We start from the raw sequence: 15,003 nt of genomic DNA, 5'->3' as shown, positions 1-15,003 counted from the left end.
AGGAGACCGTGACCCCACCCCGTACCCGCAGCACTCTCGCGGCCGTGGCGGTGCTGAGCCTGGCGCTCGCCGCCTGCGGTACCCGCGTCGACCACGACACCATCGTCCGCGCGGCCGCCGGCAACGGCGCCGGCGGCTCCGGAGCGGGCACCGGCGAGACCTTGCCGGGGGAGGACGGGTCGACCGGCGGGCCGACCGGTGAGGGCGCGGCCGACGAGTCCGGCGCTTCGGGATCCGCCGGGACCGGAGGGGACGGGAAGGACACGTCCGGTGCCCAGTCGGGCGGTTCGGGCTCGTCGGGCGCGGATGGGAACGGCGGGAAGGGCAAGGGCGGCCCGCCCATCGTCATCGGCAGTGTGGGCACGTACTCCGGGCCCGGAGGGGTTGCCTTCGCGCAGGGGCCGCGGGCGCTGCAGGCCTGGGCGGCGGCTGCGAATGCCAAGGGCGGCATCAACGGCCGCAGGGTCCAGGTGATCGTCATGGACGACGGCGCCGACGCCGCCAAGGGCCGCAGCCACGTGCAGGAACTGGTCGAGACGCGCAAGGCGGTCGCCATCGTCGCCTCGTTCACCACCACCCACACCCTCGCCGCCTGGAAGGGCTACGTCGAGAAGAAGAAGGTTCCGGTCGTGGGCGGCGACTGCTCGACGACTCTGTGGAGCAACAGCCCGATGATGTTCAGCGAGTGCCCCGCCTCGTCGACCGCGCTGGACGGGCTGGCGAAACTGGGCGCCAAGTACGGCAAGGGCAACAAGATCGGTGGGCTGATCTGCACCGAGAGCGACGCGTGTACGCATGCCGGGGAGCATATGTTCGGCGACGGGAACGCGGCCCGCCGCTTCGGCCTCGACCCGGTCTACCGGGCGAAGATCTCGCTCACGCAGCCCGACTACACCGCCGAGTGCATCCAGGCGCGCAATGCGGGCGTGGAGCTGATGATGGTCACCGGGGACCCGAACACCGTGGCCAGGGTGGCCTCGTCCTGCCGCCGGCAGAACTTCAACCCCCAGTTCCTGCAGCCCTCGGCCACGATGGCGGCCGACAGTGCGGGCAAGCCCGGACTGACGAACGTGCTGGCCTCGATGGCCGTGTTCCCCTTCGCGGGTGCCTCGACTCCGGCGATCCGCGAATTCGACGCGGCCTGGAACAAGTACGGCAGCGGCAAGGCGGCGGGACCGGCGGCCGCGCAGGGGTGGGCGTCGGCGAAGGTGTTCGAGAAGGCGGCGCGCGGCGCCGGCGACATCAGCAGGGCCGGGCTGGCCAGGGAGCTCTACACCTTCCGCGGACAGCGCTTCGGCGGCCTGACCGTGCCGCTGGGCTACGTGGCGGGGAAGGGAACCACCGACTCCAAGTGCACGTTCTTCATGCGGGGTTCGGGCGGCACGTGGACGGCGCCCCTGGGTGCGCGGACGGTGTGCTGGTGAGCCGGCCGGGGGCGCAGCGCGGCTCGCTGCTGTGGCATCAGGTGATCGCCGGAGTGGTCGCGGTCGGCGCGACGGGCGGCATGGCGACCGCCGCCGTCCTGCCACTGGCCGGGCAGTCCTCCGCGGTGGGCGCGTCACCGTCGGCGCCGCCGGCGCCATGGAACAGGGGAGGGGGCAGCCCGCCGCTGTACCCCGAGCCTCCGGTTGCGGTGCCGGAGGCGCTTCCGGTGCCGTGGAAGATCGAGGACGGGGACGGGAGCGAGGACGAGGAGGGCGGGCCGAAGGTGGTCGCGCCGCGCCTTCCTGCCGCGTACGGGATTCCCGGCCGGGTGCTCGCCGCGTACCGGAAGACGGTGACCGCGCTGACCGGGTCGCAGCCCGGGTGCGGGCTTCGGGTTCCGTTGCTGGCGGCGATCGGCCGGGTGGAGTCCGGCCACGCGCGCGGTGGCGACCTGGACGCCCGCGGCCGGACCCGCCACCCCATTCTCGGGCCCCGGCTGGACGGCGGCCCCGGCGTCATGGCCATCCGCGACACCGACGGCGGGACCTATGACGGCGACCCCGTGTGGGACCGGGCCGTCGGCCCCGCCCAGTTCATCCCGTCCACGTGGCACCGCTGGGGATCCGACGGCAATGGGGACGGGACGGCCGACCCGCACCACGTCGACGACGCGTGGCTGGCCGCCGGGCGCTACCTCTGCACGGCAGGCGGTGACCTGCGGCGAGCCGAGGGGATACGGCGAGCGGTACTCGCGTACAACCACTCCGAGGCATATCTGCAGCTGGTGCTGAGCTGGCTGCGCGTCTACTCGGACGAGATCGTTCCGAGCGCCGCCGCCCCGGCGATCCCGCCGTCGCCCGAGCCGGAGGCAGAGCGGTCGCCGCAGCCCCGGCCGTCCGGGCGCTCCAGCGCGCCACCCGAAGATCACCGGCGCAACCGCCCCCCGCCGTCCGACGACGACCGGCCCGCACCGAAGCGCCCCGGGACCCCGCCGAGCGAGGATCCCCTCGACGACCTCCTGGACCTGGACCCGCTGAAGCGCTCTCTGCCGGCACCCGGTGCGCCGACGACCGCCTCGCCGCCCGATCCCGCTCAGGAGAAGCCGCTGACCGGCGTCACCTCGGAGGTGCTCACGCCGACGGAGAAGGAACGGGAACGCCCCTGACAGCGGGGTTCTCACCGTCCTGGCCCGGTCCCGGCCCAGTCGGTCCCGGCCCGGCCGAATCGATCCACTTCCCCGGCATCGCCGGGACCCGCCGCCATGGGATGGTGGTCGTGTGACACCGGAGGACCTCGTCAGGCTGCGCAGGGCCCGTGACCTCATGGACCGCGACTACGCGGAGCCGCTCGACGTCCCGGCCCTGGCGCGCACCGCCCTCATGTCGCCGGGCCACTTCTCCCGCAGCTTCCGCGCCGCCTTCGGCGAGACGCCGTACAGCTACCTGATGACCCGCCGGATCGAGCGGGCCAAGGCGCTGCTGCGGCGGGGCGACCTGACGGTGACGGAGGTCTGCTTCGCGGTCGGCTGTACGTCACTGGGGTCGTTCAGCTCGCGGTTCACCGAGCTGGTCGGCGAGAGCCCGAGCTCGTACCGGGCCCGCAGCCACGACCACGGCGCCGCCATCCCGGCGTGCTACGCGAAGATCATGACGCGGCCGGTCAGGAACGGAGAAGCCAAACCCGGCGTCGGCTCGTAGCGTGAGCGGTATGGATCTCAAGCTCTCACACTGCTTCATCGCCGTTCACGACCACGACAAGGCCCTCGCCTTCTACCGCGACGTTCTGGGCCTCGAAGTGCGCAATGACGTCGGGTTCGAGGGGATGCGCTGGGTGACGGTCGGCTCGCCCTCGCAGCCGGACGTGGACATCGTCCTCGAACCGCCCAGCGCGGACCCGAACGCCTCACCGGCCGACAAGCAAGCGCTCGAGGAGCTCTTGGCCAAGGGCATGCTGCGCGGCGTCATCTTCGCCACCGGAGACTGCGACGCCACCTTCGAGCACCTCCGCGCCGCCGGTGCCGAGGTGATTCAGGAGCCGATCGACCAGCCATACGGTGTCCGCGACTGCGCGTTCCGCGACCCCTCCGGCAACCTGCTGCGCTTCAGCCAGTCTCGCGGCCGCTAGAGCCGCCCCCGGCCGAATGCCGTCCGCCGCCGCCGGTCCACCGGCCGCCGAAGGGGCGCCGCCCGGGCTGATACGCGCGCGGCGCCCCTCGTCCGGCCTGCCTCACGCGCCTGGGGCCTGCCAGAACGCGCAGTGGTGGTCGGCCGGGAAGCCGGTGGTGGGGGCGACACCTCCCGGATCGAGCACCTGGATCCGGTCGCCACCGGCGGTGTACCGGGGCCAGACGGGTGCGCCCGGCCCGTTGGGGTTACCGGTGGCGACGAACCTCGCCCAGTAGCCCGTCATCACGCGGGACAGGCGCTTCTGGGCGGGGGTCAGAGGCCGCAAGGCGTCCATCGGGAACAGGTACACCAGTTCCGAGGCGTGGAACGCGCCCTGCGGTGTGTGCGGCGCCGGGACGAACGGCGGGGCCTGCGGATCCGCGAACTCGTAGGCGTACACGGGGACCCGCCCGCTGTAGAGCCGGCTGTCCTCGCGGGCCGGGCAGGCGAACCGCTGGTCGGTCCCGTACGCGGAGTAGGCGAGGTTGGCCGAGGGATAGGCGGCGGCCGGGTACTCCCTGAGGATGGCCTCCGCCTTTCCGGGCTGCTGCAGGCGGACCAGGGCGGCGTAGCTGGCGGGCGTGAGCGGGCCGTTGCCGAGCAGGTCCACGTACACCGCCGTGAAGTAGCGGTACTCGTCGTGGGTGCTGCCGCTCAGCGTCGGCACCGCGTTCACCCGTCCCGAGGCCCACGCCTCGCGCGGCGCGACGGGCAGCACATCCGGCCCCGTGTTCGGAGTCCAGAGCGCGGACGGCCGGGGCGCACTCCCGATGAGCCGCGTCACGGGCACGGCCCTCAGACACGCCGCCGCGTTCTCCGGGTCCGTGCAGCCCACGGAAGCCGCGAAGTCCTGACCGTTCCGCTCGGCCGCGGGGAGCGGGAGCGGGGCGAGGGCGTCGGCGGAGGTGCAGCTTCCGCTCTGCTGGATGGCCTGGTGGAACAGGCGCTGGGCGGTGGGCGATGCGATGTGCAGGCAGGTGTCGGCGGAGCCGGCGGACTGGCCGCCGAGGGTGACCCGCTGCCGGTCGCCGCCGAACGCGCCGATGTGCTGCCGCACCCAGCGCAGGGCGGCCTGCTGGTCCATCAGGCCATAGTCGCCCGACGCGGCGTCGGTGCTCTCGGCCGAAAGCGCCGGGTGTGCGAGCCAACCGAGCGCCCCGAGGCGGTAGTTGACCGTGACCACCACCATGCCCCTGGAGGCCAGGGCCGCGGCGTCGTAGTCGCTGCCCGCGCCGTACGTGTTCCCGCCGCCGTGCAGCCACACGAGTACGGGCAGCCGTCCGCCGCTGGTGCGGGTCGGCGTCCAGACGTTGAGGTAGAGGCAGTCCTCGGACGTGCTGCCGGTCCTGTTGGAATCGCCTGGGAGGATCGGGCTGCCGTCCGGCAGCAGCGTCAGCGGGATCTGCGGGCACGGACTGGCCGGCGAGGAGGCGTCCCGCACACCCGACCAGGGGCGGGCGGGCTTCGGCGGGCGCCAGCGCAGCTCACCGGTCGGCGGGGCCGCATAGGGGATTCCCTGGAAGACGCGTACGCCGTCACGGCCGGTCGTGCCGCGCACCGTTCCGAGCGAGGTGCTGACGGTGAGGGGCGCCTGACCGCGCGCATGGCTCGCGGCGGTTGTCGGGGCCGGATACCCGGCCGTGGTTGTCGTGATGGATGCGCCGACCATCGCCGGCAGGGCTAGAAGCACGCATAAGAGGGCCAATGCGGTCCGGGGGGAGTGGCGCACCAAGCGGGGCGCGCTGTGGGTTCTCATCGCTCTCCTGGTCACTCGAAGGGACACAAGGGCAATGGAGCGCGACCGACCGTAACACAGATTCTGAATCTGTCTCAGGGGGGACGCAACAGGTCTTTGTATTCTGGGCAGATGACCGGCACACCGCCCCCTGGAGCCCCGGGTCCGCGCGACGCGTCCGGTGCTCGCAAAGCGCCGTGGCGGGCGCCCGTCACCGTCGGTTCTGCCGCGTACCGGGCCGCGCGGGAGCGACGGACGGGCGACCTCGTACGGGTGCGGGCCACACCCGCGGGCGTGTTCGCCCTGGCCCGGGAGATGTTCCTGGCAGGTACCCGCCTCGACATGCAGGCCCTCGCCGCCCGCGCGGGCGTGTCCCGCGCGACGCTCTACCGGTGGACCGGCCAGCGCGAGCAACTGCTCGCCGATGTCATCTGGTCGCTCACCGAGGACATTTGGAATGCCTCCGTCCGGAGGTCTGCGCACCTGTCAGGGACGGAACGGATCATGGCGGCGGTGCGGCGGTTCCTCGGCTTCGTGGCCGACGACTCGGCCCTGCGCGCCTTCCTGCGCCAGGAAACCCACGCGGCGCTACGGGTCCTGACCGGCCGTGACGCCGGTGTGCAGGGGCGCATGGTGGACGCCGTCGCCGCGCTGCTGAGCACGGAGGCCGCGACCGGCGCCTTCGTGCCGCGTGCGGAGATCGAGCCGCTGGCCTTCGCGATGGTCCGGGCGACCGAGGGGTTCCTCTACAACGACGCGGTTGCCGCGGTCGAACCCGATGTGGAGACCGCGCTCTCGGTGCTCTACCTGCTCATCACCTGAGCCTGGCGGGCTCGTCAGGCCCGGGCGAGCGCCTGCAGGCTGCGCTGCAGGGCGCGGAGTACCGGGCGCCGACTGGAGGGGGCCGATCGGGCCACTGCGTCTGCCGGCGGGTTAGCGGGCGGCGTTCGCGGGGAACCTCGGCGGGGTCGCGCGTCCATCCGGGGCGTCACGGGACTGGCTGGAGGAGAGGGCATGGTCAACGGCGGGGACGTCATTGCAGAGCTCACCACCGATCACCGAGAGGTGGAGGACCTGTTCGAAAAGTGCAAGGAAGTACCACCGGGTGCCCCAGCCCGCAGGGATTTGGTGGACCGGGTGACCATGGAACTGGTGCGGCACTCCATGGCCGAGGAGGAGCACCTCTACCCGGCGGTCCGTGAGCACCTGGCCAACGGTGATGCCCTAGCCGACAAAGAGATCGCCGACCACGCAAAGGTCGAAGAGATCCTGAAAGACCTTGAGGGCCGGTCGCCGGATGACGCCTCCTTTGAGCAGCTGCTGCTGAAACTCGAGAGTGAGGTGGGCGAGCACGTGCGCGACGAAGAGGAGCGACTCTTCCCCCTCCTGCGGCAGGCATGCTCCACCGATCAGCTCATGCAACTGGGTCAGCTGGTCCGCGCAGCGAAGGAGACAGCGCCCACCCGCCCGCACCCAAGCGCCCCGGACAAGCCGCCGATGAACAAGCTGCTGGCTCCCGGCCTTGGGCTGGTCGACCGGATCCGAGACGCCATCACCGGCCGCGGCAAAGCCTGACCTCGACCCAACGCTGCCACAGGCTTCGGCGACACGACCGCATGACAACAACAGCTACGACCCCAGAGACCCCATTTCGATGCCATGGGAGGACGTCAGCATGAGCAGCAGCGAAACCGGCGAAGTCACCGGCACCAAGGACAAGGACTACAACCTGATCTGGTACATCGAGGCGTGCCTGAGCAACGCGCTGCGGATGGAGACCTACATCCAGGACGCGGAACGGCAGAACGACACCGAGGTGGTGGAGCTCTTCCGCAAGGCACAAGCCGATAGCCGCAAGGGCGCCGAGCTGGGCAAGCAGCTGCTGCGCAGTCGACTCGGAGGCTGACGGCCCGACAGGAGGTTCGGCGAGGCCTGACGCCCTGGCCAAGCCCCTGCCTGTGCACGCGCAAGGCTCCGCACACGGCACCTCCGCAGCGCTGGGAAACCCGCAGCAGCCATGGGAGAAGGCCTGCCAGCTGCCCGCCTGCACAGACATACGGCGACATCGGCTGCTTCATCGCTTCCGGACGAGGACTCTCTGTGGGAGTGGCGATGACTTTCTGGATAGCCGGAGGTCAGTATCGGCAGAAGTCGTCGAGACGAGGATGTGGTGAGGATGGCCGGGACGCAGGAGTCCGGGTTTCGGACACTGCTGGCCGGGCGCGGCCTCGTGGAGTCGCCGCGATGGCACGGTGATCGGCTGTACTTCTCCGATTGGTCCGCGCACGAGGTGATCGCCGTGGATCTTGCCGGTCGAAGTGAGGTCATCGCCCGGGTGGAGTCGCTTCCGCTGTGTACCGCCTGGCTGCCGGACGGCCAGCTGCTGATTGTCTCGTCGGCCGACGGGCTTCTGCTGCGCCGGGAGTCGGACGGGGCGCTGGTGACCCATGCCGACCTGGGAAAGTCGGGCTGGAACGACATCGTCGTGGACGGCCGGGGCAACGTCTACGTCAACAGCATCGGCTTCAACATGATGGCCGGCGAAGCGTATGCCCCCGGATTCGTCAGCCTGGTCACCCCGGACGGCTCCATCCGGCGGGTAGCCGACGGACTCGCCTTCCCGAACGGTATGGCGGTGACCGCCGACAACTCCACCCTCATCGTCGCCGAATCGTACGGCCACGGCCTCGCGGCCTTCGACATTGATGCCGAGGGCGGGCTGTCTCATCGTCGGGTGTGGGCAGATCTCGGTGACGGCACTCCGGACGGCATCTGCGTCGACGCCGAGAATGCCGTCTGGTACGCCGACGTGCCCAACAAGCGGTGCGCGCGTATCGCCGAGGGCGGCCGGGTGCTGCACGAGATCGAGTTGGACCGCGGCGGGTTCGCGTGCACGCTCGGCGGCCCCGCGGGGAAGACACTGTTCGTGGTGGCGGCCGAGTGGCGAGACGACCTACCGGAAATGGTCCCCGCGGGAAGCGGCCAGGTGCTCGCCACCGAGGTCGCCGTACCAGGAGCCGGCTGGCCGTAGGCTCGTTGACCGGAGTGGACACGATCAATGGCGGCGGCTGGAGCCACGTTGCTCCAGCCGCCCTTTGCCGGGTTTTCCGGCCGCTCAGCCCTCCCGCAGGGCCTCACGCAGTCGGATGGCGAAGGTGTCGGGGTCCTCAACGAAGCCGGTGTGGCCGCCGGGAAACAACGTGGGCTCGATGCCGAGCGCCGAGGCCAGGGCTCGGGAGCTGCGGTCGCAGAGCTGCCCGGCGGAGTCGTCGCCGATGCCGACCACGATGCGGGCGGTCGTCGAGCTCAGAGCGGCGATGTCTGGCTGCCGACGGCACCCGCCCGGATCGACATCGTCACGGCCCGGAAGCCGGCCCGGGCAGAGTCTGAGAAGCTGGAGACTCCTGGTGTCGAAAGGCGGGGTCCGCATTCGACGTATCCCATGAGAGGCACCCGCGCGTGGGTGCCGGCACCGCAGGGAGCGCACCATGAGCAAGGTCATCGCGGACATCTCGGTCTCGCTCGACGGATTCGTCGCGGGGCCCCATGACGGCCCCGGCAACCCCCTGGGCGACCGGGGCGACCGGCTGCACCAGTGGGTGTACGGGCTGGCGAGCTGGCGCGAGATGCACGGTCTGGAGGGCGGCGAGCGCAACCAGGACGCCGATCTCATGGGCGAGACGTGGTCCCGCACCGGGGCCTACGTGATGGGCAAGCGCATGTTCGCCAACGGCGAGGAGCCGTGGGGCGAGGAGCCGCCCTTCCACGGCCCGGTGTTCGTCCTCACCCACACCCCGCGCGAGCCCCTGGTCAAGAAGGGCGGGACCACCTTCACCTTCGTCACCGACGGGGTCGAGCGCGCGCTTGCCCGGGCGAGGGAGGCGGCCGGTGGCCAGGACGTGTCCGTCGCGGGCGGCGGACAGGTGATCCAGCAGCTCGTGAAGGCCGGGCTCCTCGACGAGCTGCAGATCCACCTGGTCCCCGTACTGCTGGGCGGCGGGGTGCGGCTGTTCGAGGACATGGGCCCGGAGACCATCGAGTTCGAGACCACCCGGGTCCTCGCCTCCACGGGAGTCACTCACCTCACGCTGCGCCCAGCGAAATGACCGCCCAGGCGCACCGGCCACGGTGGTGGCAGTGGCGGTGGCGGTCGCTGTGGCGGTCGCTCAACCGTCGGTGTCCGCCGGGGCCTTCAGTGCGGCGCGGCCGAGGAATTCCATCAGCGCCGTGGGGTCCTTGGTGATGAAGGCGCCGAGCTCTTCGGCCCTGGCCGTGCGATCGGGTGTGAGCCGGCCGGTGTAGAAGGCGGTCTGGCCGCGGTACCGGCCCGAATCGCGCAGCTGCTCAAGGTAGTTGAACCCGGCGCCGGGGTCGTCACCGCGGTGGATGTTCGAGATCAGGACGTTGACGTCGCGGGTGCGCAGGGCCTCCGTGGCCGAGGCCTCGTCCTCTACGACATGGACCGTCGCGGACAGCCGCTCCAGCTGCCGTACCAGGTACTGGTTGTTCTCGGGATGGGGGTCGAGCCACAGGATGCGCAGCCTGGCGTAGTCCTCGCTCCGGGCGGTGACCGGTTGCGGCTGAGGCGGCGGCGCCACCGAAGGGGTACGGGGGCCCTGGGGGGCCTGCTGCGGGTAGGAGTAGGCATCCGGCGGGGCGGGGGCCTGCTGCGGCATGCCGTAGCCCGGCTGCATGCCGTAGCCCGGCTGCGCGCCGTAGTCGTAGCCGTAGCCGCCTGCCGTACCCGGGCTGTCCTGTCCGGCGGGACGGCCCTGGGCCTGTCCCTGGCCCTGGGACGAGGGGCGGACGGGCTGGGGCTGCTGCGCCTGCGGCGCGTACGGCACCCAGCTCTGCGGCTGCACGGCCTGCCACGACGGAGGCCGTTCGCCCCATCGCGGCGGTGCCGTGGCCTGGGTGCCGCGCCGCAACTCCGCCCGCAGCGTCGCTGATCCCGGCAGCGCCTCGATGTCGGTCATCAGGGTGACGAAGCCCTGGTCGGTGGCGAGCTCGGCGAAGGCGGGCGGCACGGCGGCGTTCAGCTCCGCCAGCCGGTCCGGCCAGTCCCGGGTGTCCAGAGGCTCCGGGACCGCCAGTTCGAGGCCGGCGAACAGATCACCCACGCCCTGCCACCGGGGATCGTCCTCCGCGTCCACCGACGCGCCGAGACGGAGGATCGTACGCGCCTCCCGGTACCGCAGGAAGTCACCGATGAGGTCGCGGGTCGCGGGGCGAGTGGCGGCCCGGTGGAAGTCCGGATACAGGTGTTGCAGCAGGATCACCTGGATGAGGGCCTCGGCCCCGATCTCCTGCCAGCGCGCGTTGAGGTGGTATTCGAGGACGAAGCTGTTGATGAGCCGCTTGATCCGGCGCGGGTTGCGCCCGGTGCGCTCGGCCACAAGGGACACCAGAGAACCGCCGAGGAGCTGGTCGGTGCCCGATGCGCGGGCGTAGCCGAGGACGAGGCGCTCGGCCTGCCCGGCGTCCGGCGCGGGGATGCGGTAGCTGCTCTGGACGATCTTCTCGAGGTACTCGCCGGTGGCCGGCGGCCCGTCGGCGCCGGCCCCGAGGCCCGCGGACGCCAGCCTGGCCTGGTCGCATCCGAGGACGAACACCAGACCCGGCACGTCGAGATACACCTTGATCGCCTCGCACACGGCCTGGACGGTCGCGTCCTCGCAGCGGTCGAGGTCGTCGACGAAGACGACGAGCATACGGCGGCCGCGCGGGCCGTCGGCCCACTCCGTGGCAAGGCTCTTGATGATCTCGCGCGACTCGTTCCGCGACTTGGCGTCACTGGCCATCCGCGACCACAGCTCGTCGACGGCCGGGCCGAGCCGGAAGAACATGCCGATCAGGCCGAGCGTGACGGCGCTCAGGAGGCGCAGCGCCCGGGGATACTGCCGCACCCGGTTGGCCGCCCTGCGCAGGGCGTTGCGGTCGAACTTGTCCAGCACGGACTTGATCAGCCCCTCGAGAGCGTCGTCGCCGTTCGAGGTCCACGCGTTGAACCACACGCACTCGATCGCCTGGTCGGCCGCGAGATCCGCCGCGACCTGGTGCATCAGGCTGCTTTTGCCCATCCCCCAGTCGGCGTCGAGGGCGAGTGTGAACGGCGTCGAGGAGCGCGACCTGCGGATCAGCGCGGCGAGCTCGGCGGCCCGCCCGGCGGTGCCCAGCAGATCGGACGCCGGATCGCCGCCGACGGGCTCGTCGTTGAGCAGCGCGAACGCCTGCACCAACTGATACGGCTGAAAGGGCCCTACCGGCACCACGGGCGCGGTCATCGCGCCATCGCCCCGCTCTCCTGCTCGGTCACGGGTACCAGGATGCCATCACAACTGCCCTGCGCAGCACGCCGATTGGGGGCCGCAGCAGTCGTACGGTCTAGCGCTCGGCGCCGCGGTAGAAGGCCGCCCGCGCCCACAGGTAGCCGACCAGGCCGAGGCCGACGCACCAGGCGAGAGCGGTGATCGCACTGCTGCCGATCCCCGTGCCCATGAGCAGGCCCCGCAGCGTCTCGATGATCGGTGTGAAGGGCTGGTACTCGGCGAACCAGCGCAGCCCGGTGGGCATGGACTCCGGCGGGACGATGGCGCTGCCGATGAAGGGGAGGAACATCAGCGGCATGGGGATGTTGCTGGCGGTCTCGGGGTTCTTGGCCACCAGGCCGATCGCGGCCGCCAGCCAGGTGAGCGCCAGGGTGAGCAGGGCGAGGAGGCCGACGGCCGCGATCCACTCGACGGGTGTGGCGCCCGGCCGGAAGCCCGTGAGCAGCGCGACGCCGATGACGAGCGTGATGCTGAGCAGCGTCTGGATCACGCTGCCGACGACATGCCCGGTCAGGAATGAGGCGCGGGAGATCGCCATTGTGCGGAACCGGTTGACGATGCCTTCGGTCATGTCGACGCAGACGCCGACCGCGGTGGCCAGGGCTCCGGAGGTCGCGGCCATCAGGATGATGCCGGGGGCGACGTAGTCGATGTACTCGGTGCCGGCGACGGGCATGGCGCCGATGCCGGTTCCCAGGGCGCTGCCGAAGGCGTAGGTGAAGAGGAGCAGCATCAGGATGGGCATCGCGAGGGCCGAGACCGTCACAGAGGGGTAGCGCAGCGCGTGCTTCAGGTTGCGCCGCAGCATCGTCATCGAATCGCGGATCGCGTACGACCGGGTGCTCATCGCGCAGTCCCCTCCTGGGAGTTGAACCCACCGATGGACTGGGGCCCGCCGGTGAGGGTGAGGAAGACATCGTCGAGATCGGGGGTGTGCACCGTGAGCGCCTCGGCCTCGATCGACGCGTTGTCGAGAATGTCGAGGACGGCCCGCAGGGTGGGGATGGCGGCGTCGCTGGGGATGTGCAGGGTGAGCTCTTCGTCGTCGCGCGCCACGGAAGCGAAGAGGGCGGCGGCCGACTCGAGTCCGCCCATGTCGGCGAACCGGAGACGGATGTGCCCACCGGGGATACGGCGCTTCAGCTCGTCCGCGGTGCCTTCGGCGACCAGCTTGCCGTGGTCCAGGACGGCGATCCGGTCGGCGAGTTGGTCCGCCTCCTCCAAGTACTGCGTCGTCAGGAAGATCGTGACGCCGTCGTCGGCGACCAGGCCGCGGATGATCTCCCACATGGTGCGGCGGCTGCGCGGATCGAGTCCGGTGGTCGGCTCGTCGAGGAAGATGACGCGCGGATCACCGACCAGGGTCATCGCGAGGTCGAGCTTGCGCCGCATACCGCCGGAGAATGTGGCGACGGGCTTCCTGGCCGCCTCGGTCAGATCGAACCGCTCAAGGAGCCCGACGGCGCGCAGACGCCCCTCGCGTCGGTCCAGATGGTGCAGGTCCGCCATGAGCATCAGGTTCTCCTCGGCGGTGAGCAGGTTGTCCACAGCGGAGAACTGGCCGGTGACGCCGATCGCGGCGCGTACGGCATCGGCGTCGCAGGTCAGATCGTGGCCCGCCACCTTCGCCTCGCCGGCGCTCGCGGGGATGAGCGTGGACAGTATCTGCACGGTGGTGGTCTTGCCGGCGCCGTTAGGCCCGAGCAGTGCGAAGACCGAGCCCTCAGGGATGCGCAGATCGATGCTGTCGAGCACCACCTTGTCCCCGTAGGACTTGGACAGCCCGACGGCTGTGATGGCCGACCAGACGGCGGTTGCGGAAGCTGTGGTCATGGCGGTCATGTCTCTTCCGTTCTCTTCCGTGGTGTGGAGGTCAGGAGCGGCGGATCACGATGTCGCCGAGCCCGGTGCGGGCGCGTACCTCGACGGTCTCGTCGGAGGTTCCTGGGCCCTCGGACGGGCCGAGGGAGTTGCGCACACTGCCGACGCGGGTCTTCACGTCGAGCCAGGCGGCGGTGGACTCACGGATGCCGACCTCGACGTCGCCGATCGCGGTCTGGAGCACCACCTGGCCGCGGGCCACTTCGCCGAGCAGGATGCCGCCGTTGGCGGACTTGGCGTCGACTCCGGCGTGCGCGACGCGGACGGAGATCCTGCCGTTGGACGAGTTCGCCCGCAGGTCGCCCGTGACCTCGCCGATCGTGGTATCGCCGTTGCCGTTCTTGACCGTTGCCGAGCCCGCGATCCCGCCGAGCTCGACCCGGCCCGCCGCGATGACCTCGGCGTCCCCCGCCGCGCGGTCCACCCGGATGTCGCCGTGGTCGGTCCTGAGGTATACACGTCCTGCCTCGCCGACCTGGATGTCACCGACCGAGGTCTTGAGCCTGCAGTCCCCGAGACGGCCTTCACAGATGAAGTCCGCCATGGGCGTGGTGCCTTGAACGTCCGAGCCGGCCGGCAGCTCGATGCTGATGTCGAGCGACCCGGTCGTGCCGAAGAGGGAGCGCTTCTTGGGCCCCTTGACCAGCAACTTGCCGCCTGAACAGGTGACTTTGGTATGCCGCGCGGCCTGCACGTCGGCATCGTCGGCACTGTCGCTCGGCAGTACCTCGACGACCGTGTCCGTGCGCTGGCCCGCGGCGATCCGGACGGACCCGACGTCGAATTCGAGGGAGACGGAGATCGGTCCGGGAGTGTCGAAAGTAGGCATGGCTGTCCCGTCCTCATGGCTGTGATGTGAATTCCCGCTGGTGGGGCGGGCGAAGGAGAAGTGGTGCCCGACGCCGGTCCGGGCTAGCGGACCCAGCCCGTGTAGCCCTGTGGCCCCCGATGGCGACTGCGGCCGGTTGAACCGCTCGAGCGGCCGCGGCCGCCGGGTTCCAGGGCAGTGGCGACGGCCCGTACCAGCCAGGCGTTGACCGAGAGTCCTTCCTGCCCCGCGGCATCCTCGACCCGGGTCTTGAGATGGGCGGGAAGGCGGAAGTTGATCCGCGCCGTACCGCCCTCGTCGCCGTCCGAAGGGGCAGGTGGCGCGGGCGCCCGCACACCGCTCGGCGTGCTCTCCGGCTCTTCGGCTTCCTCGTAGGAATCCTGGGCCGGCGGTGGTGTCACCACGAACTCGGGGTCGAGCCCGCGCAGCCGTACGTCGACCGAGCCCGGCGCCAGGTCGCGGGTGACCTCGCCCATGGCCGCGGACAGCGCGTTCAGCAGGGTGAGCCGGGCGGCCGACTCCAGGGGGGCGGTGAGTCGCTCGGCCAGGGCACGGGCTTCGTCTCCGCCCGCGTCTGCGGCGACCGCGAGCTCGTGCCGGAGGTTGTCGACGTAGGGAGTGAGGTCCATGGCGCCATCA

The 15,003-nt window shown here is 71.0% G+C and carries 16 protein-coding genes; 9 read left to right on the top strand and 7 right to left on the bottom strand.

Features of this window, described 5'->3' with window-relative positions:
• Positions 1–8 precede the first annotated feature (8 nt).
• The 4 genes from ACTWQC_RS08960 (at position 9) to ACTWQC_RS08945 (ending at position 3,549) form a co-directional block, all read left to right on the top strand.
• Positions 9–1,424, top strand: a complete 1,416-nt coding sequence (locus ACTWQC_RS08960) for an ABC transporter substrate-binding protein (protein WP_443315029.1) — start codon at positions 9–11, stop codon at positions 1,422–1,424.
• Complete coding sequence (locus ACTWQC_RS08955) at positions 1,421–2,590, top strand: lytic transglycosylase domain-containing protein (protein ID WP_443315028.1); 1,170 nt, start codon at positions 1,421–1,423, stop codon at positions 2,588–2,590. The genes ACTWQC_RS08960 and ACTWQC_RS08955 overlap by 4 nt, the downstream gene beginning before the upstream one ends.
• A 112-nt stretch (positions 2,591–2,702) precedes the next feature.
• Entirely contained in the window at positions 2,703–3,122 is a 420-nt protein-coding gene (locus ACTWQC_RS08950) for a helix-turn-helix domain-containing protein (RefSeq protein WP_443315027.1), read from the top strand.
• Between the two features lie 10 nt (positions 3,123–3,132).
• Positions 3,133–3,549, top strand: coding sequence for a VOC family protein (locus tag ACTWQC_RS08945; RefSeq protein WP_443315026.1), 417 nt, complete (start codon positions 3,133–3,135; stop codon positions 3,547–3,549).
• Between the two features lie 102 nt (positions 3,550–3,651).
• Here ACTWQC_RS08945 and ACTWQC_RS08940 read toward each other — a convergent pair whose 3' ends face one another.
• A complete protein-coding gene (locus ACTWQC_RS08940) occupies positions 3,652–5,259 on the bottom strand; it encodes a carboxylesterase/lipase family protein (protein WP_443315025.1) in 1,608 nt (535 codons plus the stop codon).
• Between the two features lie 198 nt (positions 5,260–5,457).
• Between ACTWQC_RS08940 and ACTWQC_RS08935 the strand changes: the two genes are divergently transcribed.
• The 4 genes from ACTWQC_RS08935 (at position 5,458) to ACTWQC_RS08920 (ending at position 8,356) form a co-directional block, all read left to right on the top strand.
• A complete protein-coding gene (locus ACTWQC_RS08935; RefSeq protein WP_443315024.1) occupies positions 5,458–6,147 on the top strand; it encodes a QsdR family transcriptional regulator in 690 nt (229 codons plus the stop codon).
• A 192-nt stretch (positions 6,148–6,339) separates the two neighbouring features.
• Entirely contained in the window at positions 6,340–6,900 is a 561-nt protein-coding gene (locus tag ACTWQC_RS08930; RefSeq protein WP_443315023.1) for a hemerythrin domain-containing protein, read from the top strand.
• A gap of 100 nt (positions 6,901–7,000) precedes the next feature.
• On the top strand, positions 7,001–7,231 hold the full coding sequence (locus tag ACTWQC_RS08925; protein ID WP_443315022.1) for a hypothetical protein: 231 nt from the start codon (positions 7,001–7,003) through the stop codon (positions 7,229–7,231).
• Between the two features lie 270 nt (positions 7,232–7,501).
• On the top strand, positions 7,502–8,356 hold the full coding sequence (locus tag ACTWQC_RS08920; protein ID WP_443315021.1) for an SMP-30/gluconolactonase/LRE family protein: 855 nt from the start codon (positions 7,502–7,504) through the stop codon (positions 8,354–8,356).
• 84 nt (positions 8,357–8,440) lie between these two features.
• Here ACTWQC_RS08920 and ACTWQC_RS08915 read toward each other — a convergent pair whose 3' ends face one another.
• Positions 8,441–8,755: a hypothetical protein gene (locus ACTWQC_RS08915; RefSeq protein ID WP_443315020.1), complete on the bottom strand. Its 315-nt coding sequence runs from the start codon at positions 8,753–8,755 to the stop codon at positions 8,441–8,443.
• Between the two features lie 58 nt (positions 8,756–8,813).
• Here ACTWQC_RS08915 and ACTWQC_RS08910 point away from each other — a divergent pair, with 58 nt between their 5' ends.
• Positions 8,814–9,431 (top strand): dihydrofolate reductase family protein, encoded by a 618-nt coding sequence (locus ACTWQC_RS08910; protein WP_443315019.1) that lies wholly within the window; start codon positions 8,814–8,816, stop codon positions 9,429–9,431.
• Positions 9,432–9,491: 60 nt separating this feature from the next.
• Here ACTWQC_RS08910 and ACTWQC_RS08905 read toward each other — a convergent pair whose 3' ends face one another.
• The 5 genes from ACTWQC_RS08905 to ACTWQC_RS08885 all read right to left on the bottom strand — a co-directional run bounded on the left by ACTWQC_RS08905 (position 9,492) and on the right by ACTWQC_RS08885 (position 14,993).
• Positions 9,492–11,609 carry a P-loop NTPase fold protein gene (locus tag ACTWQC_RS08905; protein WP_443315018.1) on the bottom strand — a complete coding sequence of 706 codons (2,118 nt, stop codon included), beginning with the start codon at positions 11,607–11,609 and terminating at the stop codon, positions 9,492–9,494.
• Between the two features lie 100 nt (positions 11,610–11,709).
• Positions 11,710–12,501, bottom strand: a complete 792-nt coding sequence (locus tag ACTWQC_RS08900; RefSeq protein WP_443315017.1) for an ABC transporter permease — start codon at positions 12,499–12,501, stop codon at positions 11,710–11,712.
• Positions 12,498–13,496, bottom strand: a complete 999-nt coding sequence (locus ACTWQC_RS08895; protein WP_443315016.1) for an ATP-binding cassette domain-containing protein — start codon at positions 13,494–13,496, stop codon at positions 12,498–12,500. Before ACTWQC_RS08895 ends, ACTWQC_RS08900 begins: the two co-directional genes overlap by 4 nt.
• Before the next feature lie 31 nt (positions 13,497–13,527).
• Positions 13,528–14,364: a DUF4097 family beta strand repeat-containing protein gene (locus ACTWQC_RS08890; RefSeq protein ID WP_443315015.1), complete on the bottom strand. Its 837-nt coding sequence runs from the start codon at positions 14,362–14,364 to the stop codon at positions 13,528–13,530.
• Between the two features lie 83 nt (positions 14,365–14,447).
• On the bottom strand, positions 14,448–14,993 hold the full coding sequence (locus tag ACTWQC_RS08885) for a hypothetical protein (protein ID WP_443315014.1): 546 nt from the start codon (positions 14,991–14,993) through the stop codon (positions 14,448–14,450).
• Positions 14,994–15,003: the final 10 nt, after the last annotated feature.

This window comes from Streptomyces sp. 8N616 (assembly GCF_052246385.1).
Taxonomy (GTDB): Bacteria; Actinomycetota; Actinomycetes; order Streptomycetales; family Streptomycetaceae; genus Streptomyces.
The sequence above is the reverse complement of the archived record's forward strand: the minus strand, read 5'-3'. Positions and strand labels throughout refer to the sequence as shown.

Excerpts from the sequence above, each read along its gene's own strand:
- ACTWQC_RS08945 (WP_443315026.1), top strand. The coding sequence starts at position 3,133 with ATGGATCTCAAGCTCTCACACTGCTTCATCGCCGTTCACGACCACGAC.
- ACTWQC_RS08940 (WP_443315025.1), bottom strand. The coding sequence starts at position 5,259 with ATGGTCGGCGCATCCATCACGACAACCACGGCCGGGTATCCGGCCCCG.
- ACTWQC_RS08935 (WP_443315024.1), top strand. The coding sequence starts at position 5,458 with ATGACCGGCACACCGCCCCCTGGAGCCCCGGGTCCGCGCGACGCGTCC.
- ACTWQC_RS08930 (WP_443315023.1), top strand. The coding sequence starts at position 6,340 with ATGGTCAACGGCGGGGACGTCATTGCAGAGCTCACCACCGATCACCGA.
- ACTWQC_RS08925 (WP_443315022.1), top strand. The coding sequence starts at position 7,001 with ATGAGCAGCAGCGAAACCGGCGAAGTCACCGGCACCAAGGACAAGGAC.
- ACTWQC_RS08920 (WP_443315021.1), top strand. The coding sequence starts at position 7,502 with ATGGCCGGGACGCAGGAGTCCGGGTTTCGGACACTGCTGGCCGGGCGC.
- ACTWQC_RS08915 (WP_443315020.1), bottom strand. The coding sequence starts at position 8,755 with ATGCGGACCCCGCCTTTCGACACCAGGAGTCTCCAGCTTCTCAGACTC.
- ACTWQC_RS08910 (WP_443315019.1), top strand. The coding sequence starts at position 8,814 with ATGAGCAAGGTCATCGCGGACATCTCGGTCTCGCTCGACGGATTCGTC.
- ACTWQC_RS08905 (WP_443315018.1), bottom strand. The coding sequence starts at position 11,609 with ATGACCGCGCCCGTGGTGCCGGTAGGGCCCTTTCAGCCGTATCAGTTG.
- ACTWQC_RS08900 (WP_443315017.1), bottom strand. The coding sequence starts at position 12,501 with ATGAGCACCCGGTCGTACGCGATCCGCGATTCGATGACGATGCTGCGG.
- ACTWQC_RS08895 (WP_443315016.1), bottom strand. The coding sequence starts at position 13,496 with ATGACCGCCATGACCACAGCTTCCGCAACCGCCGTCTGGTCGGCCATC.
- ACTWQC_RS08890 (WP_443315015.1), bottom strand. The coding sequence starts at position 14,364 with ATGCCTACTTTCGACACTCCCGGACCGATCTCCGTCTCCCTCGAATTC.
- ACTWQC_RS08885 (WP_443315014.1), bottom strand. The coding sequence starts at position 14,993 with ATGGACCTCACTCCCTACGTCGACAACCTCCGGCACGAGCTCGCGGTC.